The sequence below is a fragment of the Nocardia sp. NPDC050713 genome (assembly GCF_040654315.1).
Lineage (GTDB): Bacteria > Actinomycetota > Actinomycetes > Mycobacteriales > Mycobacteriaceae > Nocardia.
This window is the reverse complement of the sequence record NZ_JBFAHS010000004.1, coordinates 86,517-107,203: the sequence shown is the minus strand read 5'-3', so window position 1 is coordinate 107,203 and position 20,687 is coordinate 86,517. Positions and strand designations below refer to the sequence as shown.

The 20,687-nt window shown below is 67.0% G+C and carries 19 protein-coding genes and 1 pseudogene; 16 read left to right on the top strand and 4 right to left on the bottom strand.

Going from position 1 to position 20,687, the window contains the following annotated elements; genetic code table 11:
• Positions 1 to 67: 67 nt before the first annotated feature.
• Positions 68 to 1,276: a lipase family protein gene (locus tag AB0H49_RS09560; protein WP_357249288.1), complete on the bottom strand. Its 1,209-nt coding sequence runs from the start codon at positions 1,274 to 1,276 to the stop codon at positions 68 to 70.
• Between the two features lie 340 nt (positions 1,277 to 1,616).
• On the opposite strand from AB0H49_RS09560, the gene AB0H49_RS09555 reads away from it, so the two are divergent.
• On the top strand, positions 1,617 to 2,444 hold the full coding sequence (locus tag AB0H49_RS09555) for an SDR family NAD(P)-dependent oxidoreductase (RefSeq protein ID WP_357249285.1): 828 nt from the start codon (positions 1,617 to 1,619) through the stop codon (positions 2,442 to 2,444).
• Here AB0H49_RS09555 and AB0H49_RS09550 read toward each other — a convergent pair.
• Complete coding sequence (locus AB0H49_RS09550; protein ID WP_357249282.1) at positions 2,405 to 2,791, bottom strand: hypothetical protein; 387 nt, start codon at positions 2,789 to 2,791, stop codon at positions 2,405 to 2,407. The two genes, AB0H49_RS09555 and AB0H49_RS09550, sit on opposite strands and share 40 nt — an antisense overlap.
• A 31-nt stretch (positions 2,792 to 2,822) precedes the next feature.
• On the opposite strand from AB0H49_RS09550, the gene AB0H49_RS09545 reads away from it, so the two are divergent.
• The 13 genes and pseudogenes from AB0H49_RS09545 (at position 2,823) to AB0H49_RS09485 (ending at position 16,484) form a co-directional block, all read left to right on the top strand.
• Complete coding sequence (locus AB0H49_RS09545; protein WP_357249279.1) at positions 2,823 to 3,155, top strand: HAD-IA family hydrolase; 333 nt, start codon at positions 2,823 to 2,825, stop codon at positions 3,153 to 3,155.
• 46 nt (positions 3,156 to 3,201) lie between these two features.
• Positions 3,202 to 3,972, top strand: coding sequence for a 3-oxoacyl-ACP reductase FabG (gene fabG, locus AB0H49_RS09540; protein WP_357249276.1), 771 nt, complete (start codon positions 3,202 to 3,204; stop codon positions 3,970 to 3,972).
• Positions 3,973 to 4,012: 40 nt separating this feature from the next.
• Positions 4,013 to 5,233, top strand: a complete 1,221-nt coding sequence (locus AB0H49_RS09535) for an acyl-CoA dehydrogenase family protein (RefSeq protein ID WP_357249273.1) — start codon at positions 4,013 to 4,015, stop codon at positions 5,231 to 5,233.
• Entirely contained in the window at positions 5,230 to 6,372 is a 1,143-nt protein-coding gene (locus AB0H49_RS09530) for an acyl-CoA dehydrogenase family protein (protein WP_357249270.1), read from the top strand. The genes AB0H49_RS09535 and AB0H49_RS09530 overlap by 4 nt, the downstream gene beginning before the upstream one ends.
• Positions 6,373 to 6,417: 45 nt before the next feature.
• A complete protein-coding gene (locus AB0H49_RS09525; protein ID WP_357249268.1) occupies positions 6,418 to 6,870 on the top strand; it encodes a MaoC family dehydratase in 453 nt (150 codons plus the stop codon).
• 73 nt (positions 6,871 to 6,943) lie between these two features.
• Positions 6,944 to 8,479: a long-chain fatty acid--CoA ligase gene (locus tag AB0H49_RS09520; protein WP_357249265.1), complete on the top strand. Its 1,536-nt coding sequence runs from the start codon at positions 6,944 to 6,946 to the stop codon at positions 8,477 to 8,479.
• Positions 8,476 to 9,447, top strand: coding sequence for a phosphotriesterase-related protein (locus tag AB0H49_RS09515; RefSeq protein ID WP_357249262.1), 972 nt, complete (start codon positions 8,476 to 8,478; stop codon positions 9,445 to 9,447). Before AB0H49_RS09520 ends, AB0H49_RS09515 begins: the two co-directional genes overlap by 4 nt.
• Before the next feature lie 118 nt (positions 9,448 to 9,565).
• Positions 9,566 to 11,311 (top strand): MFS transporter, encoded by a 1,746-nt coding sequence (locus tag AB0H49_RS09510; RefSeq protein ID WP_357249260.1) that lies wholly within the window; start codon positions 9,566 to 9,568, stop codon positions 11,309 to 11,311.
• Positions 11,312 to 11,365: 54 nt separating this feature from the next.
• On the top strand, positions 11,366 to 12,565 hold the full coding sequence (locus AB0H49_RS09505; RefSeq protein ID WP_357249257.1) for an acetyl-CoA C-acyltransferase: 1,200 nt from the start codon (positions 11,366 to 11,368) through the stop codon (positions 12,563 to 12,565).
• 119 nt (positions 12,566 to 12,684) lie between these two features.
• Positions 12,685 to 13,275: a QsdR family transcriptional regulator gene (locus tag AB0H49_RS09500; protein ID WP_357249255.1), complete on the top strand. Its 591-nt coding sequence runs from the start codon at positions 12,685 to 12,687 to the stop codon at positions 13,273 to 13,275.
• Positions 13,276 to 13,305: 30 nt separating this feature from the next.
• Positions 13,306 to 14,202: pseudogene (locus tag AB0H49_RS09495) on the top strand (alpha/beta hydrolase fold domain-containing protein); the annotation flags it as partial.
• A 210-nt stretch (positions 14,203 to 14,412) separates the two neighbouring features.
• Positions 14,413 to 15,621, top strand: a complete 1,209-nt coding sequence (locus AB0H49_RS09490) for an acyl-CoA dehydrogenase family protein (protein WP_357250058.1) — start codon at positions 14,413 to 14,415, stop codon at positions 15,619 to 15,621.
• A gap of 50 nt (positions 15,622 to 15,671) precedes the next feature.
• Entirely contained in the window at positions 15,672 to 16,484 is an 813-nt protein-coding gene (locus AB0H49_RS09485) for an enoyl-CoA hydratase-related protein (protein ID WP_357249252.1), read from the top strand.
• 13 nt (positions 16,485 to 16,497) lie between these two features.
• Here AB0H49_RS09485 and AB0H49_RS09480 read toward each other — a convergent pair whose 3' ends face one another.
• On the bottom strand, positions 16,498 to 17,280 hold the full coding sequence (locus tag AB0H49_RS09480; protein ID WP_355003682.1) for a glucose 1-dehydrogenase: 783 nt from the start codon (positions 17,278 to 17,280) through the stop codon (positions 16,498 to 16,500).
• A gap of 76 nt (positions 17,281 to 17,356) precedes the next feature.
• On the bottom strand, positions 17,357 to 18,211 hold the full coding sequence (locus AB0H49_RS09475) for a helix-turn-helix transcriptional regulator (RefSeq protein ID WP_357249249.1): 855 nt from the start codon (positions 18,209 to 18,211) through the stop codon (positions 17,357 to 17,359).
• A 593-nt stretch (positions 18,212 to 18,804) separates the two neighbouring features.
• Here AB0H49_RS09475 and AB0H49_RS09470 point away from each other — a divergent pair.
• Positions 18,805 to 19,791, top strand: coding sequence for an ATP-binding cassette domain-containing protein (locus AB0H49_RS09470; RefSeq protein ID WP_357250055.1), 987 nt, complete (start codon positions 18,805 to 18,807; stop codon positions 19,789 to 19,791).
• The gene (locus AB0H49_RS09465) at positions 19,788 to 20,639 is read left to right on the top strand and encodes an ABC transporter permease (protein ID WP_357249246.1); all 852 of its coding nucleotides are present in this window, start codon (positions 19,788 to 19,790) and stop codon (positions 20,637 to 20,639) included. Before AB0H49_RS09470 ends, AB0H49_RS09465 begins: the two co-directional genes overlap by 4 nt.
• Positions 20,640 to 20,687 lie beyond the last annotated feature (48 nt).

The following is a 20,687-nucleotide window of genomic DNA, read 5'->3' as shown; positions in this document are numbered from 1 at the left end:
TGGGGGATCAGGTGGCTTGTGCGAGTGCGGCGAACGGCTACGGCCGATCCGGCGAAGCCTCGGGCGGTCAGGCTCCGCAGTTGCCCTGTGTCGGCACACCGGCCAATCGCTGGCCGAGCCAGTCGAGCGCGGGGCCACCGCCGACCAGCGCGGTGCTCACGTGGTCGGTCAGCGGATAGGAACGCCATTCGACGGTGTTGCCCGAGGCGCACCAGTCGGAACGGAGTCGCTCGCCGAGGCTGTAGGACACGATCTCGTCACTGATTCCGTGGAACAGATAGACCGGGTAGCCGGGCGCCCGGGTGCCCAGCTTGTCTTCGCCGAGTCGCTGCCGCCATTCGGGTGTCTCCAGCGGATCGCTTACCAGCATATCGTCGAGCGATTTGCCGGCGCCGGCCGCGAGGTTGTCGAGTACGCAGCCGCCACGCAATTTCCGCACCAGCTCGCGGCCCGCCTCGGTCAGGTAGGAGTCGAGCTTCAGCTCGGGGTAGGCGGCGTCGTGGCCGATCGCGGGCATCAGCGCCGCAGCGGGGTTGCCGCCGCCGCCCCTCTTGTCGAGTGCGTCCTTCAGCATGTCCGCGGGCACGCCACCGCTCGTGGCCGCCTTGACCCGCAGTTCCGGTGCGTATTCGGATGAGAGTTCGGCCGCCCACGCGCTCGCCTGGCCACCTTGGGAGTAGCCGGTGATCCCGACGGGGGAGTCCGTCGAGATGCCTAGCCGCGGCGCTTCGGGCAGGCGCTGCGCGGCGCGCGCGGCGTCCAGGACCGCGGTGCCCTCGGAACGGCCGACGAGGTAGGTGTGGTCGCCCGGAGTGCCGAGTCCCGGGTAGTCGGTGATGGCGACGGCCCAGCCGCGGCCGAGCAACATGGCGACCGACGGTGTTTGGAGGTTCGCGCTCTGGGCCAAAGTGGCGGAGGGCGCGCAGTGATCACCCATACCCACTGTTCCCACCGCGTAGGTCACCAGTGGGCGAATGCCGGTGGCGCCGTCCTCCGGCACGATCACGGTGCCAGAAACGACGTTGGGATTGCCCAGCGCATCGGTGGAGCGGTAGTGGATCTTCCACGCCTTGGTCGGTGTCGGCAGGCCTCCGAGCACCCTGAACGCGTACGGCTGAACGCTGATCAGATCGCCGGGAGCGCTACCGACGGGCGGTCCTTCGGCGTTGACCGCGCCCACTCCGGCGACCGAACTCGCCCCCAGCGCGACAGCGGAGGTGACCATTGCCAGCCGTCGCGCGAGCGAAGGCCGTGATCGTCGGCCGATGCGTTTCATCAGTGCGTCCTCGGGATGTCGATGTACGAACGGGTCCACGTTCTTCGTGGACCCCGGGCATCCGCCAAGTCGCTGTAGGAAGGGACCCGGCCGCCCTCCAGACATGAAACATCTATCGCATTAGTTTCGCAATCCTTGACTTTGTGCTATCCATTCGGTGGCGGGATGCGGCCAAGTATCTGACGTTGGGGCGGCGGGCGGGGAGCGGCCTTGACTTCGCCGGGAAGGGGCGTCTATACATTGTGAAATTGACGTCAGATTCAAATTCTTCCGGGCCGCCTGACGTCGGTCTTTCGACCATGCCCGAGTGTCAACACGTTTCGAATCGAAGGGACCTCGCATGAAGGTCAACGGCAAAACCGCCATCGTCACCGGAGCGGGCCGAGGAATCGGCGCCGCGATCAGTCGACGTCTGGTGGAGGCGGGCGCCCGAGTCGTCGTCGCCGATCGCGATGGTGACGCTGCCGAGGGCGTCGCGGCCTCGCTGCGAGCCAAGTACCTGGATGCCGCGGTCGCCCTGGCCGGCGACGTCACCGACGAGGCGTATCTCGGGAGGTTGATCGCGACGGCGAAGGACCACTTCGGTTCGGTGGACTTGTTCTTCGCCAACGCGGGCATCGCGGGGACTCCCGGCCTCGGAGCGGGGGACGGCGACTGGGTCACCGCCTTCGAGGTCCACGTGCACTCGCACGTCCGTGCCGCGCGGCTGCTGGTGGACGAGTGGGTCGAGCGGGGTGAAGGGTATTTCGTCTCCACCGCCTCCGCGGCCGGTTTGTTGACGCAGATCGGTACCGCCAACTACTCGGTGACCAAACATGCCGCGGTCGCGTTCGCCGAGTGGCTCAGTGTGACGTACGGCGACAAGGGAGTTCGGGTGAGCTGCCTGTGTCCGATGGGCGTGGAAACCGCGATGCTTCAGGCGGGAACCGAGGGCGAGAGTCCCTGGAGCGCCGCCGCGTTGCGGGCCGTCACCGAGGCGGGATCGGTTCTGACACCCGAACAGGTCGCCGACGAGGTGCTCGCCGCCATCGACGACGAGCGATTCCTGATTCTTCCGCACCGCGAAGTGGCGAAGCTGTACCAACAGAAGGTCACCGACTACGACCGGTGGCTGCACGGCATGCGCCGCTACCAGGCATCCCTCTTGGCATCCGGGGGCCGGGGGTGAGGCCACCCGTCGTCGAAGTCAAGCGGCGCAGGGCGATTCTCGTCGACTTCGGCGGAGTGCTCACCACGAGCGTGTTCGCCGGATTCCGCGCTTTCGGCGCGCGCATCGGTGTGGATCCGGATCTGCCGCTGCGCCTGCTCGCCTCCGACGAGGTGGTCCATTCCGCCTTCACCGAGTTCGAGGCGGGCCATCTCGGCGACGAACAGTTCGAAGAGGTGCTCGCCAAGGCTCTGACCGAACGCGGGGGCACCGTCGAAGCGGACGGCCTGCTCGGTCTTCTGCGGTCCGAGCTCGAGCCCGACTTCGAGATGATCGAGTTGATCGCGGGTGTGCGGGCCGCCGGTCATCCGGTCGCGCTGGTGTCGAATTCTCTGGGCAGTGGCTGCTTACGACGACGTAGACATCGCCGCTCTTGTCGATGTGGCCGTGGTGTCGGCCGAAGTCGGACTGCGTAAACCGGATCGCAAGATCTACGAATTGGCCTGCGCCCGACTGAAAGTCGAGCCCGGCGAAGCGGTCATGATCGACGACCTGCCGCACAACATCGACGGCGCGAGACGCGCCGGTATCGACGGCATCCTGCACGGGAACGTGAGCACGACGGCCGAGGAACTCGCCGTCCGGTTCGGCGTGTTTCCGCTGCTACCACCTAGCCCGGCCGAGGCGAACGCGTGCTGGCGAAGCCCCGGCACGCGCGCATGGCTGCACTGATGCGAACCAAACATTTTGTCCCCCCTGTAATCGAAGGAGTTCACAGATGACCGAAGTCCGCACGCCCGCGGCGCCCACCGCGATCGTCACCGGCGCGGCCCGAGGAATCGGTGCGGCCACGGCGATCAAGCTGGCCGCCGACGGCATGGCTGTCGCCGTGCTCGACCTCGACGCCGACAACTGCGCCTCGACGGTGGACACGATCGAGGCCGCCGGCGGCCGCGCCGCGGCGTTCGACGCCGACGTCACCGACGCCGAGCAGGTGGACAAGGTCGTCCAGCGCGTCGCCGACGAGCTCGGCGCCCCGACCGTGCTGGTGAACAATGCCGGAGTCACGCGAGACAACCTGCTGTTCAAGATGACCGACGACGACTGGGACACGGTCGTGAACGTGCACCTGCGCGGCGCGTTCCTCATGTCGCGCGCGGTCCAGAGCCACATCACGACCGTGGGCTGGGGCCGGATCGTCAACCTGTCGAGCACCTCGGCGCTGGGCAACCGCGGCCAGGCCAACTACGCCGCGGCCAAAGCCGGTCTGCAAGGGTTCACCAAGACTCTCGCCATCGAGCTCGGCCGATTCGGCGCGACGGTCAACGCCGTCGCACCGGGATTCACCGTCACCGACATGACCGCCGCCGCGGCCGCTCGCGCCGGTGTCGACTTCGACGAACTCAAATCGACGATGGCCTCCCAGATCGCGGTCCGGCGCGTCGGCAAGCCCGAGGACATCGCCAATGTCATCGCGTTCCTCGCCAGCGAAGATGCCGCTTTCGTCTCCGGTCAGGTGCTCTACGTCTCCGGCGGACCGGCGGCATGAGCTACCCGGCCACCACACAGCAGCACGAGGACGACAAGCGATGACCGCCACTTCCCCTCCTTCCACCGGCAGCGACGAACAGTCCGGCGCCCCCGAACAACTCGACGAACGTGTCCGGCGGTTTCTCGCCGAGCACGACCCGCGCGAGACCGAACCGCTGACCTTCCTGCGAGCGAGATTCGATGCCGGGCTCGCCTGGCTCGACTACCCGCCCGGCCTGGGCGGTCTCGGTGCCCCCCGTTCGTCGCAGCCGCGAGTCGACGCGTTGTTCGCGGCGGCCCAGGCGCCGACGCACGACCCCGGGCGCATCGGCGTCGGCCTCGGGATGGCGGCCCCGACGATTCTCGCGCACGGCACACTCGAACAGCAGAAGCGGTGGTTGCGGCCGCTGTGGACCGGCGAAGAGGTGTGGTGCCAGTTGTTCAGCGAGCCAGGCGCGGGCTCGGACCTGGCGGCGGTATCCACCCGGGCGGTCCGTGATGGCGACAGCTGGATCGTCAACGGCCAGAAGGTGTGGACGTCCATGGCGCACGTGGCGCGGTGGGCGATCCTCGTCGCGAGGACCGATCCCGGCGCGACCAAGCACCGAGGGCTGACCTACTTCGCCTGCGACATGTCCCAGCCGGGCGTCGACGTGCGTCCGCTGCGGCAGGCGACCGGAGAAGCCGAGTTCAACGAGGTCTTCCTCACCGATGTGCGGATACCGGACGCGGACCGGATCGGTGACCTCGGCGCCGGCTGGAGCGTCGCGATGACCACCTTGCAGAACGAACGAGTCTTCATCGGCGGCGCCGCGCCGCGCGAAGACGGCTTGATCGGCATCGTCACCGATCTCTGGCGACGGAGGCCGGAGTTGCGCACCGCGGGGTTGCGCGAACGCCTCATCACACTGTGGATCGACGCCGAGGCGGCTCGCTTGGCGGGGGAGCGGGCACGGGTATTGCAGGCCACCGGCCGGCCCGGCAACGAGGGCGCCGGCGCGAAGATCGCTTTCGCGCGGCTGAATCAAGCGGCGTCCTCGCTCGAGCTGGACCTGCTCGGCGAGGAGGGGCTGCACTACGAGCACTGGGCGATGCGCAGGCCCGAATCGGTCGACTTCCGGGTACGGAGCGCTGGCTACCGGTTCCTGCGCGCCAAAGGCAACTCGATCGAGGGCGGAACCACCGAGATCCTGCGCAACATCATCGCCGAACGGGTCCTCGGCCTACCGCCGGAGGTTCGGCACGACACCTCGGTCGCTTGGAAGGACCTGCCCCGATGAGCACTTTCACCACGCCCGCCGAGCACCTGATCTACAGCTCGGACGAAGACGATCTGCGCGCCGCGGTGCGCGATTCCCTCACCGCCGCGGTGTCGGTGCCCGCGATCCTGGCGCGGATCGAAACCGAAGAGCCCTACGACAGTTCGGCCTGGTCGACACTGGCCTACGAGATCGGCGCCGCAGGCCTGCCCATCGCCGAGACTTGGTCTGGGGCGGGCGCGAGCTGGCGTGAAGCAGGGGTTGTGGCCGAAGAGATCGGCCGGGCCATCGCCCCCCTGCCCTACCTCGGCTCGGCGGTGCTGGCCACCGCGGCGCTGCTCGCGCTGACCAATCACCGCACGGTTCCGAAACTGCTCACCGACATCGCCGAGGGACGGATCACCGCGACACTGGCAGTTCCCCTGTCCACGGCGCCCGCTTCCCTGGGCACCGTCACCGTGATGGCGCGCAGGCTGGAGCTGACGGGCAGCGTCACCTCCGTCGCCGATCTCTTCGCCGCCGACCTGATCCTCGTGCCCAGCGCGGAAATCGACGGAACGCTGAGTCTCTACGCCGTCGACCCGAGTGCCGCCGGGGTGGCCATCACCCGGGGAAGCTCCCTCGACCTCACCAGGCCACTGAGCAGCCTGCGGTTGGACTCCGCGGCGGGCACGCTCATCGCGCACGGCCACGATGTGCAACCCGCGCTGGACCGAGCCCTGACCGTCGCCGCCGCGATGCTGGCCTGCGAGCAAGTCGGAATCACCGAGTACTGCTTGGAATCCACCGTCGCCTACGCCAAGACTCGTTACCAGTTCGGTCGGCAGATCGGTTCCTACCAGGCGATCAAACACCGGCTGGCCGACATGTACCTGGATCTGGTGCAAGCGCGCGCGGTCGCGCGGTACGCCGCCGCCTGCGTGGCGATCGAGGATCCCGATACCGCGATCGCGGTCGGAGTCGCCCAAGCGTTCTGCTCCCGAGTCGCGCTGCGTGCCGCGGAGGAGGCGCTGCAACTGCATGGCGGAATCGGTTTCACCTGGGAACATCCCGCTCACCTGTATCTCAAGCGGGCCAAGGCCGACCAGTTGGCGCTCGGCACCGTCGACGCCCACCGGAACAGGCTGGCCGATCTGCTGGGTCTGTCGTCCACCGCCTGACCCGCGCCGCCTCCCGGCACGGACCACATCACCGAAGGAGAACTCATGCCGGTTTTTCACAACCTCGACGAACTCGTTGCCGCCGTGGGCAAGCCGCTGGGCGTCAGCGACTGGTACACCGTGACCCAACAGCAGATCGACCAGTTCGCCGCGGCGACCGGCGATCACCAGTGGATCCACACCGATCCCGAACGCGCGGCGTCCGGACCGTTCGGCGCCACGGTCGCGCACGGGTACTTGACCCTTTCGCTGATCCCGTACTTCAGCGAGCGACTGTTCTCGGTCACCGGCGCGCGCATGGGCGTCAACTACGGCACCGAGAAAGTTCGTTTCCCCGCGCCGGTGCCGGTCGGCTCGCGGTTGCGTGACCAGGCCGAACTGCTCGACGTCACGCACACCGACAACGGCGCCCGGCTGACCATGCGCCACACCATCCAAATCGAAGGCTCGACCAAACCCGCCTGCGTCGCCGACACCTTGGCGCTGGTCGTTTTCTGATCCATTGCCTGCCAACGGCAGCGGCACCGCGGCGCCCGGCACTGTGTCGGCGCCGCGGGATGAGGAGTTCTAGATGAGTTTCAACCTCGCCACGATCCTGCGCGAGTCGCGCGACGCGGCCCCGGACGCTCCCTGTCTGATTCTGCGCGACCGAACGCTGAGCTACGCCGAGGTCGATGCGGAGTCGAGCCGCTTCGCGCGCGGGCTGCTCGGCCTCGGACTCGACGCCGGGGACGTCCTCGCGGTGTCGCTGCCGAACAGCGCCGAGTTCGTCGTCGCCTACTTCGGCGCCGTCAAAGCCGGCGTCGTCTTCATGCCGCTCAACCCGATGCTCAAGGCGCGGGAGATCATTTACTATCTCACCGATTCCGGAGCGCGGACGATCCTCGCCCACCCCGATTCGGTGGACGAGATCCGGCACGCGACTCGTTCGGTGGACGACGCGCGGCTCTTCGTCGTCGCGGACCCGGCCGGTGCGCCGATTCCCGCTGGGGCGCAGCCCTATTCGGAACTGCTGAGCGCGGACGCCGACGAGGCCGAGCCGCTGGACGTCGACATCGCGCACACGGCCCCCACCGATACCGCCGTGCTGCTCTACACCAGCGGAACGACGGGAAATCCCAAAGGCGTTCCGCTGAACCACTTTCAGCTCTTCATGAACTGTACGGTCTCGGCGGAAGTCGTCGGGGTGCGCGGCGACGACGTGGCCTTGGCGGCGCTGCCGATGTTCCACGTCTTCGGTCTGTCGGCCATGGTGAACATCGCGATCCGCGCGGGAGCGTCGCTTTCGGTACTGGACAGGTTCGACGCGGACGCGGCGCTGGTGGCGATGGAGCGGGACGGCGTGAGCGTCATGCTCGGCGTTCCGACGATGTACTTCGCGCTGCTGGCCGCGGACTCCTCCGGTCGCGATCTGCGCCGGTTGCGGATCGCCTGTTCCGGCGGCGCGTCCATGCCCGCGGAGATCCTCACCGAATTCGAGAAGCGTTTCGGTGTCGCGGTCGTCGAAGGGTACGGGCTGTCGGAGACCGCCAGCTCGGCCACGGCCAACCGGGCGGGCGATCGACGGTTCGGCTCGGTCGGCAAACCGATCTGGGGAGTCCAACTCCGGATCGTCGACGACGAGGGCAGGCCGCTGCCCGCCGGGCAGGATCACATCGGCGAGATCGTGCTTTCCGGCCACATCGTCATCGACGGCTACTACCGGCAGCCGTCCGCGACGCAGGCCGCCTTCACGAACGGCTGGTTCCACACCGGCGACCTCGGCTACCGCGACGCCGACGGCTACGTCTTCGTCGTGGATCGCAAGAAGGACCTCGTCATCCGCGGCGGCTACAACGTCTATCCGCGGGAAGTCGAGGAGGTGCTCTACACCCATCCGGCGATCGCCGAGGCCGCGGTCATCGGAGTTCCCGACAAGCGCCTGGGCGAGGAGGTGCACGCGGTGGTCGCGTTGAAGACCGACAGCCGGGCCGAACCGGCGGACATCATCGACTTCTGTAAGCAGCGGATGGCCGCCTACAAATACCCCAGGACCGTCAGGATTCTGGACGAACTGCCCAAGGGGCCGTCCGGGAAGATCCTGAAACGGGAATTGCGGTCGCTGTGAGCACGCGGACGATACCCAGCGCGCTCGGCGAGGTCGCGACCGGTGACCTCGGCATCACCTTGATGCACGAACACCTCTTCGTGCTCAGTCCCGACAGCCAGATCAACTGGGTCCGCGACTGGGACGAACGCCAGCAGATCACCGACGCGATCGATCGCCTGAAACGGCTGCGCGTCAGCGGGGTTCGCACGATCGTCGACCCGACGGTGGACGGGCTCGGCCGTGACATCCACCGCGTCCTCACCGTCGCCGAGCAGGTGCCCGACCTCAACATCCTGGTCGCCACGGGGATCTACACCTACGGCGACGTCCCGCCGTACTTCTCCTACCGTGGCCCGAATCGGTACCGGGATCTTCCCGAGCCGATGGTCGAGCTGTTCGTCCGCGACATCCGGGAAGGTATCCAAGGCACCGATGTCAAAGCGTGCCTGCTCAAATGCGCGATCGACGAACAGGGCATGACCGCCGGTGTCGAGCGTGTCCTGCGCGCGGTGGCGGCGGCGCATCGGGAAACCGGCACGCCGATCATGGTGCACACCCATCCGGGGACCCGCACCGTGCTCGAGGTGCAGCGCGTCCTCGACAGCGAGGGTGTGCCGCCCGCGGCGGTGCAGCTGGCCCACAGCGGCGACACGACCGACGTCGATCATCTCAGCGAGCTGGCCGAGGCCGGATACCTGCTCGGCATGGACCGTTTCGGAGTAGACGTGATTCTCGGCTTCGACGATCGCGTCGCCACCGTCGCCGAGATGTGCCGTCGCGGTTTCGCCCGCAGCATGGTGCTGTCCCAGGACGCGGCGTGCCACATCGACTGGATCGCACCGGAATTGCTCGACCTCCTGCCGAACTGGCACTACCAACACGTCCTCGACGACGTCGTACCCGCGCTCGAACAGCGCGGCGTCGAGCAAGGCGATATCACCGCCATGCTGGTCGACAATCCACGCCGGTGGTTCGAACGATCCTGAGCCACATCGCCAGCCGATCATCCGCGCTGGCGCAAGTCTCCGCGAACGCCTCAGAGGCGCGCGGTGTCCGGTGGCCGAACACATCGCGGCCACTCGCATCACACGAAGGAAACGATCGATGGCGCAAGACATCTCATCGGCCGAGAAACCCAGCAGCATCACCGCGAGGACTCCATTCGACCTCAGCCGACTGTGGCGCCGCCAACTCGACCACTATCCGCCTGCCCGGCAGCGATATTCGTACTTGGCGATCACCGTGCTGTCCACGGTGGTGCTCTACTACGAGCTCTACGTCCAGGGAGCGGTGGCCACCACGATCATCACCACGTACGGCGTCGGCTTCACCAAGTTCGTGATGATCGCCGTCGTCGGCAGTCTGCTGGGCGCCTTCGCTTCGCTCGCCGCAGGACTCGCCGATCGGTGGGGCCGTGCCAATCTCGTCACCGGCGGCTTGTTCGTCACCGGTCTGCTCGTCCTGTTCGGGCTGCCGATGGCGCCGAATGTCGATGTGTACGCGGCGTTCTTCATCCTGCTTTCCATCGTCGAGGGCATGGTCCTGGTCGCCACACCCGCGTTGATCCGCGACTTCTCCCCGCAAATGGGCAGGGCGACGGCCATGGGATTCTGGACGCTGGGCCCGGTGCTGGGCAGCCTGCTGGTGACCACGATTTCCAGCAATACCCTGGACAGTCACCCGGATTGGCAGTTCCAGTTCCGGGTGTGCGGAGCGATCGGTGTGATCGTCGCCGTCATCGCCTTGCTCGGACTGCGCGAACTCTCTCCCGCCCTCCGCGACCAGCTCATGGTCAGTCTGCGCGACCGCGCCCTGATCGAAGCGCGCGCCGCCGGAATCGATCCCGACCGCGCGCTGGAAGGTCAGTGGCGGCAGATGCTCAAACTCGATGTGCTCGGTTCGGCCTTCGCCATCAGCGTGTACCTGATCTTCTACTACATCTCGGTGGGCTTCTTCGTCGTCTACTTCGCCACCGTCTTCGACTATCCCGAAGCTCGCGCGAACGCCCTCGCGAACTGGTATTGGCTCAGCACCGCCATCGCCCTGGTCGCCTCCGGCTTCCTGTCCGACCGCCTCCGGGTCCGCAAACCGTTCATGATCGGCGGAGCCCTCCTCAGCGCGGGCGCCATCGCGGTCTTCGCCAGCCTGTCCACCGAAACCGAAACCGGCTACTACCACTTCGCGACGGTGCTCGTATTGATCGGCAGCGGAACCGGATTCGCCTACTGCGCGTGGATGGCCAGCTTCACCGAGACCGTCGAACGCCACAACCCCGCCGCCACCGCGACCGGGCTCGCGGTGTGGGCGTGGATCAACCGGATCGTCGTCACCCTCGCGCTCGCCGGGTTCACACTGGCGCTGCCCGCCGTCTCGACGCTGGTCGACCAAGGCCACCACGTCAGCGAGATCTCCGCGCGCTACCAACCCCAGCTCGAGACCCTGCGCGCGCTCGAACCGCCGACCAAGACGGCGATCCTCTCCGGCACGCAGGACCCGGGGGTTCGCGAGGTCGCCGTGGAACAGCTCGTCCGGTCCGGCCTTGCCGCGGACGTCGCGACGGCCGACGCGCGGCTGCGGCAACTCGCCACCGATCCCATCCCGCGCGCGGACCAGGAGTTCCTCGCCACCGAAGGCCCGGTCGTCACCGCGGCGATGAAGGACAACCCAGCGCAGTGGCAGCGCTGGTGGTTCGTGTGCCTGATCGGGCAGCTGGCTTTCATCCCCTTGGTCTTCGTCATGGCGGGCCGCTGGAGCCCGAAACGAGCGCGCGAGGACGAGGCCCGCCACCAGGTCTACATCGAGCAGGAGATGAAGAAGTTGGGGATCACCGAGTCCTCCGGGGCGCAGTGACGACGACATAGCCCCTGCCGAAATTCCGTTCCAGAGAAGAAAGTACAGACATACATGAGAGACGCAGTCATCGTTTCCACCGCACGTACTCCGATCGCCAAGGCGTATCGCGGCGCGTTCAACGACACGCAGGCGCAGGAGTTGGCCGCGCACGCCATCACACATGCCGTGCGCCGAGCGGGGCTGGACGGCACCGAGATCGAAGACCTGGTGCTGGGATGCGCACTGCAGCAAGGTTCTTCCGCGCCGAACATCGCCCGGCAGGCCGTGCTGCGCGCCGGACTGCCCGACAGTGTGGCGGGCATGACGATCGACCGGCAGTGCTCGTCGGGACTGATGGCCATCGCGACCGCGGCCAAGCAGATCATCGTCGACGGCATGCAGGTCACCGTGGCGGGCGGGGTCGAATCCATTTCGCTGGTGCAGAACAAGCACCTCAACATGCATCGGTCCGAGGATCCGTGGTTGGTCGAACACAAGCCGGCCATCTACCTGCCGATGCTGCACACGGCCGAAATCGTCGCCGAGCGATACGGCGTCAGCCGCGACGCCCAGGACGAGTTCGCCCTTGTCTCGCAACAGCGGACCGCCGCGGCACAGGCGGCAGGGCGCTTCGACGCGGAGATCGTGCCGCTGCCCACGGTGCAGTCGGTCACCGACCGGGAAACCGGAACCGTCACCTTGCGGCAAGTGACACTGAGCCAGGACGAGGGCAACCGGCCCACCACGACCATCGAGGATCTGGGCGGCCTTCGAACCGTCCTCGAGGACGGGAAGATCACCGTGAAATCGACGGTGACCGCAGGTAATTCGTCGCAGCTCTCCGACGGCGCTTCGGCGTGCGTCCTGATGGAACGAGGCGAAGCCGAACGACGCGATCTGACGCCACTTGGCGTCTACCGTGGCATCGCGGTGGCCGGGTGCGCACCCGACGAAATGGGCATCGGTCCGGTGTTCGCGATCCCGAAGTTGCTTCAGCAGCACGGCCTCTCGGTCGACGACATCGGATTGTGGGAACTCAACGAGGCCTTCGCCTCCCAAGCCGTCTACTGCCGTGACAAGCTCGGCATCGATCCCGACCGGCTCAACGTCGACGGCGGCGCGATCGCGGTCGGCCACCCCTACGGGATGACCGGCGCGCGGTTGGTCGGCCACGCGTTGATCGAGGGCAAACGGCGCGGCGTGCGTTACGTCGTGGTCACGATGTGCGTCGGCGGCGGAATGGGCGCCGCCGGACTCTTCGAGGTCGTCTGAGCGCGAGACGGTGAACCCCTCGGGAGATGTGGGCTGACGTCTACCTCTTACCGAGGGAAATCGGCGGGTCACACCGGCGGCGGCGTCGGTCATGGCGCCTGCGCATACGGTAGGGAGCTATGCCGGTGGAAAGCGAAGACATCATCCGTTGCGCGGCGCGCGCGATCGTGGCGGGGCAGCGTCTCGACCTCGGGGCACTGGCCGCCGAATTGCACATCTCGCGTGTGACGTTGTTCCGGCGCGCGGGCAACCGTGATCAGCTCCTCGGTGAGGCGCTGTGGTGGTTGAGTCGGCGCAACCTGGAGCACTCCGCCGGTCGCTGGCGGCGGGCGCACGGCAACGTGGTGCGCAACAAGACCGGAGCGCTGCGCAGCATGTGGATCGTCACCGATCACGGTGTGCGGACCGGTCGCGACGCCGGTTTCCAGAAGCTGCTGGAGGAAGAGCCGATCGCGGCGATCCGGGCGTTGACCGATCCGGCGGGCGCGGTCCAGCCCCGGATGATCGCCGCGATCCGGGACCTGCTGGATCGCGATATCCAAGAGGGCGGCTTCCGGCCCTCGGTGGATTTGGACACCCTCGCGTTCGCGGTGGTGCGACTGGGTGAATCCATCTTGTACGCAGACCGTTTGACGGGTCGGCAATCGAGCGTCGCCACGGCGTCGACGCTCGTCACCGCCCTGGTCGAAGGGGTGCTCCAGCCGGAGTGACGCCGGAGGCTTGTGAAACATATCGCTGAAATGTTTCACTCGTACGGCATCCGTATGCACGTCGGGTCGGCATGCCCTCGATCCGACGGTTCGTCACCGATCGGAGCCGCCGTGCCCAGTCCTTCCAGTCATATCGTCACCGCCCTGTTGTGCGCTTCGGGGCGCAAGAAGCTCCTCGCCGACGCCGAGGGTCTCCATCGCGCTCTCGAAGCCATGCGAAGGCGACCGGCGTGGGTGGCGCCGCCGCAGCGACTGCGACGCGGCATAGACATCGCCGTCGAAAGTCGATGCGGGTGGGTGTGTTACCGCCTTACGCCACGAGGGGTGCGGGCATCCCCGGGCGTTCTGTATTTCCACGGCGGTGCGTACGTCGCCGAGATCTCCCCGGTGCAGTGGTGGGCGGTGGCGAAGATCGCGCGGGCCGCGTCCGTCGAGATCACCGTGCCCATCTATCCGCTGGCGCCGATGGCCACCGCCGAACGCGTCGTGGCCACCGCGACGGCGATCGCGGCGGAGATGTCGGCCGAAAACCCTTCCGGTTTCCAGTTGCTCGGCGATTCCGCGGGCGGCGGCATGGCGCTCGCCGTCGCCCAGCAGTTGCGCCTTCGCGGGGTGCCGCAGCCGCGACGAATCATTTTGATCGCCCCCTGGCTGGATATCACCTTCAGCGATCCCGACGTGGCTCGGCTCGCGCGCGTCGACGCGATGCTCGACGTTCCCGGCTTGCTCGAAGCCGGTCGCTTGTATGCCGGGGATCTGCCGCTCGACGATCCGCGAGTCAGTCCGATACACGGCGAGCTGTCGGGTCTCGGCCCGATCTCGCTGTTCTGCGGGACCGCGGACCTGGTCAACGCCGACGCTCGTGCGCTCGTGGCGCGCGCGGCGGCCGCGGGAGTGGACATCGACTACCACGAGTGCGTCGGCGGCCAACATTGCTACCCGCTGTTCCCCACGCGCGAAGGGAAACAGGCGCGCGTGCGTATCGCGAACCTTCTCGCGTCCCGATCGGCCGACTCGGGTTCATGCCTTCGGTCAAGCCGAAGCAGAGACTTGAAGTTGACGTCGAAGTCAAGTACAACGGGAGTGCGGCCCCTGCATCGCGCAGGTTCTGGGTTCCGCTTTCGCACAGGAGTTCTCATGCAGCTATTCGATGTTTCCGAGCGCGCCGAGCGCTACCGGACGGACCTGCTCGCGTTCATGGAGGAACGGGTCTATCCGGCGGAGTCCGTCTACGAGGAGCAGATGCACAAGGCCGGTGATCCGCACTTCCACCCGCCGATCATCGAAGACCTCAAGGCGGAAGCGCGGCGCCGCGGATTGTGGAATCTGTTCCACCCGCACCCGGAATGGGGGCCCGGGTTGACCAACCTCGAATACGCGCCGCTGGCCGAGATCATGGGCCGCAGCCCGCACCTCGCGTCAGAGGCGACCAACTGCGCGGCGCCGGACACCGGCAACATGGAGGTCCTCACGCTCTTCGGCACCGAAGCCCACAAGGAGAAGTATCTCCGGCCACTGCTGGACGGCACGATTCGCTCGGCCTTCGCGATGACCGAACCCGCGGTCGCCAGCTCGGACGCCACCAACATCGAGCTCAGCATGACCCGCGATGGCGACGAATACGTGCTCAACGGTCGAAAGTGGTTCGCTTCCAACGCCATGCACAAGAACTGCACGGTGCTGATCGTGATGGGCAAGACCGATCCGGACGCCCCGGCGCACCGCCAGCAGTCGATGATGGTCGTGCCGATCGACGCGCCGGGTATCACCGTCCTGCGCAGCCTGCCGGTCTTCGGCTACATGGATCGCGAGGGGCACGCCGAAATCGACTTCCACAACGTGCGAGTGCCCGCGGCCGACGTCCTCGCCGGTGAAGGGGAGGGGTTCGCGATCAGTCAGGCTCGGCTCGGGCCGGGCCGGATCCACCACTGCATGCGCGCGATCGGTGTCGCCGAGCGGGCACTGGAGTTGCTCTGCCGCCGCGCCGAATCCCGTACCACCTTCGGGTCGCCGCTCAGCGAGCGAGCCAACATCCAGGACTGGATCGCCGAGGCGCGCATCGAGATCGAACAAACCCGGCTGCTCACCTTGAAGGCCGCGTGGATGATGGACACCGTCGGCAACAAGGCCGCGCGCACGGAGATCGCCGCCATCAAGGTGGCCGCGCCGAGCATGGCGCTGAAGATCCTCGATCGAGCCATCCAGGTACACGGTGGCGCCGGTGTCACCGACGACTTCCCGCTCGCTCGTGCCTGGGCCGATGTTCGAACCCTGCGCCTGGCCGACGGCCCCGACGAAGTCCACAAGCGCGCCATCGCCAAACAGGAACTGCGCAAGTACCGCTGATGCGCGCCGCCCCTGAATCACTGTGCAGTGGTTCATCAGAAAGGAACCAAATGAGCGAGCAGAGCCCAGCGACCGAGCTGAGACAGCCGGTCCTGGCGGAACGGCGCGGTGCGGTCCTGATACTCACTCTGAACCGACCCGAACGCCTCAACGCTTGGAACGACGAACTCGAGCGGCGATACTTCGAGCTCCTGGACGAAGCCGAAGCCGACCCCGACGTGCGGGCCATCGTCGTCACCGGCGCCGGGCGCGGCTTCTGCGCCGGAGCCGACATGGAAGACCTGCACGAGGCCAGCACCGCCGACGATCTGCAGCCGATGAAACGGCCACGGCCGCGCGCGTTTCCGCTGACCGTGCGCAAACCGCTGATCGCCGCCATCAACGGTGCGGCGGTCGGCCTCGGCCTGGTCGAGGCGCTGTACTGCGACCTGCGGTTCAGCACGCCCGAGGCCAAGCTCGGCACGGCGTTCGCCCGGCGCGGGCTGATCGCCGAGTACGGCATGGCGTGGTTGCTGCCACGGCTCATCGGTACGAGCCGAGCCCTCGACCTGCTGTTGTCCGGACGTGTGATCAACGGCGAAGAAGGCCACCGGTTGGGTCTGGTCGACCGAGTCGTCGATTCGGCGAACCTGCTGACGGCGGCTGTCGAGTACGCCACCGAGCTGGCGCGGTTCAGTTCGCCCACCTCGATGAGCGTCATCAAGGAGCAGGTGTACCAGGGGCTCGACATCGACTTCGACACCGCCGTTCAGGTCGCCGACCGGCTGATGGTCGAATCCTTCCGCCGCCCCGACGCGGCCGAAGGGGTGCGGAGTTACCTCGAGAAGCGCGCCCCGGCCTTCCAGCCATTGGACGTCAAGTGACGCACTGACGAGCTCAAAGGAGCTTGCCCGGGATCGAGGCGACCAGACCGCCGTCGATGATCAGGTCCTGTCCGTTGACGTACGACGCCTCCGCGGACGCGAGGAACGCGACGGCGTCGGCGACGTCCTCGGCGGTGCCGACGCGTCCGGCGACCACCTCGCCGACGACGGCGGTCTGCGCCTCCGGGGACACTTCGGCGTGGAACATCGGGGTCTCGATGTAGCCGGGGCTCACCGAGTTGACGCGGATTCGCCGCCGCGGGCCCAGCTCCGCGGCGAGGGTGTGCGCGAGGTTGTGCACCGCCGCCTTGGTCGCCGCATAGAGCGAAGCGCCCGGCATGCCGCGGTGCAGGGTCCACGAGGCGTTGACGACAATCGCGGCGCCGTCGGACAGCAGCGGCAGAGTCTTCTGGATCGTGAAGAACACGCCCTTGAAGTTGATGTCGACCACGCGGTCGAACTCGGCCTCGGTGACGTCGGCGTGCGGTTGGAACGAAGCGACACCGGCATTGGCGAAGACCACGTCCAGGTGTCCGAAGCGTTCCCGGATCGCGTCGGCCAATGCGTCGAGATCGGCGAGGCTGGACGCGTCACCGGGCATCGCGAGCAGGCGGTCACCGCCGCCGAGTTCCTGGACCGCGGCATCGAGCCGGGTCTTGTCCCGGCCGGTGATCACCACGGAGGCGCCCTCGGCCAGCAGTCGTCGCGCGGTCGCCAGGCCCATCCCGCTCGAGCCGCCGGTGACGAGCGCGATCTTGTCCTGGAATCGGAATGTGCCGGAAGTGTTGTGCGTCATGGCATTCAGCCTGCCGAGCCCGACGCGTGGCGAACAGTGCGTGGTCGACATGGGTCCGGCAACACCACCCTGGTGATCAGACCGAGGCGGCTACCGGGCTCCGCAAGAGCTGGGCGACCCGCTCCTCGGTCGCGGTGCCCGGCCGCGGGTGGTACAGCTCGAGGTGGTGATCGGGGCGGTCCGCGACCACCAAGGTCGTCACGTCGAAGAACAGCTCGCCCGCCGCCGGATGGCGCACCGCTTTCACGCCCTGCGCGGGGACGCCGACGTCGTGCCGGGCCCACAGCTCGGCGAATTCGGTACTCACCGCGGCGAGTTCGTCGATGACGCGGCGGAACTCCGGATCGTCGGGGGCTTGGTCGGCATCGGCGCGGAAGGCGGCGACGACCGCGGGCGCGATAAACGTCCACGGGTCGTGCATGCCGCGGTAGCGGGCGTTGGTGAAGAACGAGACGATGCAGTTGCGGTCGGTGTCGTCATAGCCGAAGACGATGCGCGTCGCCTCGTTGACGGCGAGCAGATTCCAATAGCGGTCGCGCAGGATCGCCGGACGTGGCGCCCACGCGTCGACCACCTGCCGAAGCTGAGACGAGACCTCGGTGTCGCGCGCCGCACCCGCGCGGGGCGGATTGAGACCGGCCAGCACGTAGAGGTGCGCGCGCTCGGGCTCGGTCAGGCGCAGTGCGCGACCGACCGCGTCGAGCACCTCGGCCGACACGTTGATGTCGCGTCCCTGCTCGAGCCACGTGTACCAGGAGACGCCGACCCCGGCCAGCATCGCGACCTCCTCCCTGCGCAGCCCCGGCGTGCGCCGCTTGCCCGCGGCGATCAGGCCGACGTCACCGGGGGTGAGCCGGGCGCGGCGGGTGCGAAGGAAGTCGCGGAGCTGCTCGCGACGCAGAGTCGCCGCTACCGGGGATTCGCTGGGCATATTTCACGGTAACAATCCGGCGTGGTGGGCCGAGGATGTCGGCTGCTGGATCTCGCCGACCTCGCGGTGCCGCATGTCACGGTCGAGTTGTGCGGGATCTACCTGGCGAGGTGATCGGCACTCGCCGGGAGCAGGTGTTCGCAGGCGTCGAGCAAGGTCGACCTGGGGCACGCCGTGCAGTTTCTGTCCTGCGCGAGCAGATCCAGCGGGTACTGGCTGAGCCGTCGTTCACCGAAAGCGCGGAACGTATCCGCCAGGAAATGCTGGCCGAGCCGAGTCCCAACGAGCTCGTTCCGTTGCTGGGGCAGCTGACAGACAAGCATCGGTCGGCTATATCCACAGTCGAATAGCGCTATTAAACAGACCTATTAGTCGGATAATATTGCAATAGGGACTGCCGCTATAGGGCGCGTATTCCAGCGCAGCTCAGAGGCTGTTTGTTATAAGTTCGTGACACTCATAGGCGGTCGGAAGGCATCTCGTGTAGCCTCCTGATCGGGGCAGCGCGCTCCACCCGACCCGTGGGCCCGATCAATGGATTCAACGGTAAGAACGCATTCGTCCACGGAGTGGGTCAACTATTCTCTGGGGAGCTGAAAGTGAATTCCTCTCTTGCCTTGGAGGCCAATGGCCTCGTCAAGGTTTTCGGAGAAACTCGTGCGGTGGACGGTCTCGAACTTGCCGTGCAGAGCGGACATGTTTACGGCGTTCTCGGCCCAAACGGGGCCGGGAAGACCACCGCGCTCAGGATGTTCGCCACGCTGCTACAACCGGATGGTGGTACGGCACGGGTTTTCGGTCACGATGTCGTGGCCGAAGCCGAGTCGGTGCGCAAACTGGTCGGTCTGACGGGCCAGTTCGCTTCCGTCGACGAGGATCTCACCGGCCGCCAGAACCTGGTGCTCCTGGCGAGGTTGCTCGGGTACCCCTGCGCTACGGCCAAACAGAAGGCCGACGACCTCTTGGACGCGTTCGGCCTCGCCGATGCGGCCGACCGAAAGGCCTCGACCTACTCCGGCGGGATGCGCCGCAGGCTGGACATCGCGGCGAGCGTCGTCAGCACCCCACTGCTCATCTTCCTCGACGAGCCGACCACCGGTTTGGATCCGCGCAGCCGCAACCAGGTCTGGGATCTCGTCCGCGGGGTGGTCGCCCGGGGGACCACGGTGGTGCTCACTACCCAATACCTCGACGAGGCCGACCAACTCGCCGACCGAATCGCGGTGATCGACCACGGCAAGGTCGTCGCCGAGGGTACCCCCAGCGAGCTCAAGGCTTCTGTCGGCTCGGGCGCGCTGCACGTCCGGGTGCGCGACCCGCAGCAGCGGGGCGAAGCCGAATCCGTTCTGGCCGAGCTGCTCGGCGTCTCGGTGCACCTCGGATCCGATCCGGCGACGCTCTCGGCCGCCGTCTCCGATACCGGACGGGTCGCGCACGCGCTCGGCGTGCTCGCACAGTCCGGAATCGACATCGTCAGTTACGCGCTCGGCCAGCCGAGCCTCGATGAGGTGTTCCTGGAACTGACCGGTCATCCCGCCGAAGACGACACCGCCATTGAGAACGAGGAGGATGCGGCGTGAGCACCCCGAACATGACAGTTTCCCCGCGAGCAGGCATCGTCGACCCTCTGGATTCGGTTCTGCTGGCCAACGGGGCACCGCCGCGGTCCAATCCCGTCACGGCCACGTTCGCCCTGGCTGAGCGGGCGCTGCTGAAAATGAAGAACTCGGCAGTCGAAGTCCTCTTCGACATCATGCTGATGCCGATCATCTTCCTGCTGGTATTCCAATACTTGTTCGGCGGTGCGTTCGCCGGATCGACGGACGACTACCTGCAGTACTTTCTGCCGGGCGTGCTGGTCGTCGGCGCGGTGACGCAGACGGCGAGCACCGGCATCGCGGTGAATTCCGACATCGTCAAGGGCATCTTCGACCGGTTCCGGTCCATGCCGTTCTGGCAGCCGGCCGTTCTGGTCGGCACCATGGTCGCCGACTTGGGCCGGTACCTGTTCGCGCTGGTGTTCACCGCCGGTCTCGGGATGCTGCTCGGCTACCGGCCGGAGGCGGGCGCGATCGGTCTGATCTTCGCCATCCTGCTGCTGCTGGTGTTCTCGTTCTCGTTCGCGTGGATCTTCACCGTGATCGGCGTGCTCGCCAAGAAGACGGAAACACTGCTCACCTGCAGCATGTTGTTGATGGTGCTGGCCTTCCTCAGCAACGTCTTCGTCGACTCGGCAACCATGCCCCGCTGGATGCAGTTCATCGTCGACATCAATCCGGTCAGTCACGCGGCGACTGCCGCCCGTGGCCTGATGAAGGGTGACGTGACCGCGGGGCAGTTGCTGCTCGTGCTGTTGTCCTCGGCTGTGCTACTGGTGATCTTCTTCCCGTTGACCATGTACTTCTACAACAAGCGCAGGCGCGGCTAGGTCCGCGTAGGCAACCCGGGGGTGGCATCGCTGCGCGGTGCCACCCCC

Coding starts and splice junctions, on each gene's coding strand:
- AB0H49_RS09480 (WP_355003682.1), bottom strand. CDS start 17,280: ATGACGCACAACACTTCCGGCACATTCCGATTCCAGGACAAGATCGCG.
- AB0H49_RS09490 (WP_357250058.1), top strand. CDS start 14,413: ATGCAGCTATTCGATGTTTCCGAGCGCGCCGAGCGCTACCGGACGGAC.
- AB0H49_RS09555 (WP_357249285.1), top strand. CDS start 1,617: ATGAAGGTCAACGGCAAAACCGCCATCGTCACCGGAGCGGGCCGAGGA.
- AB0H49_RS09530 (WP_357249270.1), top strand. CDS start 5,230: ATGAGCACTTTCACCACGCCCGCCGAGCACCTGATCTACAGCTCGGAC.
- AB0H49_RS09475 (WP_357249249.1), bottom strand. CDS start 18,211: ATGCCCAGCGAATCCCCGGTAGCGGCGACTCTGCGTCGCGAGCAGCTC.
- AB0H49_RS09525 (WP_357249268.1), top strand. CDS start 6,418: ATGCCGGTTTTTCACAACCTCGACGAACTCGTTGCCGCCGTGGGCAAG.
- AB0H49_RS09510 (WP_357249260.1), top strand. CDS start 9,566: ATGGCGCAAGACATCTCATCGGCCGAGAAACCCAGCAGCATCACCGCG.
- AB0H49_RS09500 (WP_357249255.1), top strand. CDS start 12,685: ATGCCGGTGGAAAGCGAAGACATCATCCGTTGCGCGGCGCGCGCGATC.
- AB0H49_RS09505 (WP_357249257.1), top strand. CDS start 11,366: ATGAGAGACGCAGTCATCGTTTCCACCGCACGTACTCCGATCGCCAAG.
- fabG (WP_357249276.1), top strand. CDS start 3,202: ATGACCGAAGTCCGCACGCCCGCGGCGCCCACCGCGATCGTCACCGGC.
- AB0H49_RS09550 (WP_357249282.1), bottom strand. CDS start 2,791: ATGACCGGCGGCCCGCACACCCGCGATCAACTCGATCATCTCGAAGTC.
- AB0H49_RS09560 (WP_357249288.1), bottom strand. CDS start 1,276: ATGAAACGCATCGGCCGACGATCACGGCCTTCGCTCGCGCGACGGCTG.
- AB0H49_RS09485 (WP_357249252.1), top strand. CDS start 15,672: ATGAGCGAGCAGAGCCCAGCGACCGAGCTGAGACAGCCGGTCCTGGCG.
- AB0H49_RS09520 (WP_357249265.1), top strand. CDS start 6,944: ATGAGTTTCAACCTCGCCACGATCCTGCGCGAGTCGCGCGACGCGGCC.
- AB0H49_RS09535 (WP_357249273.1), top strand. CDS start 4,013: ATGACCGCCACTTCCCCTCCTTCCACCGGCAGCGACGAACAGTCCGGC.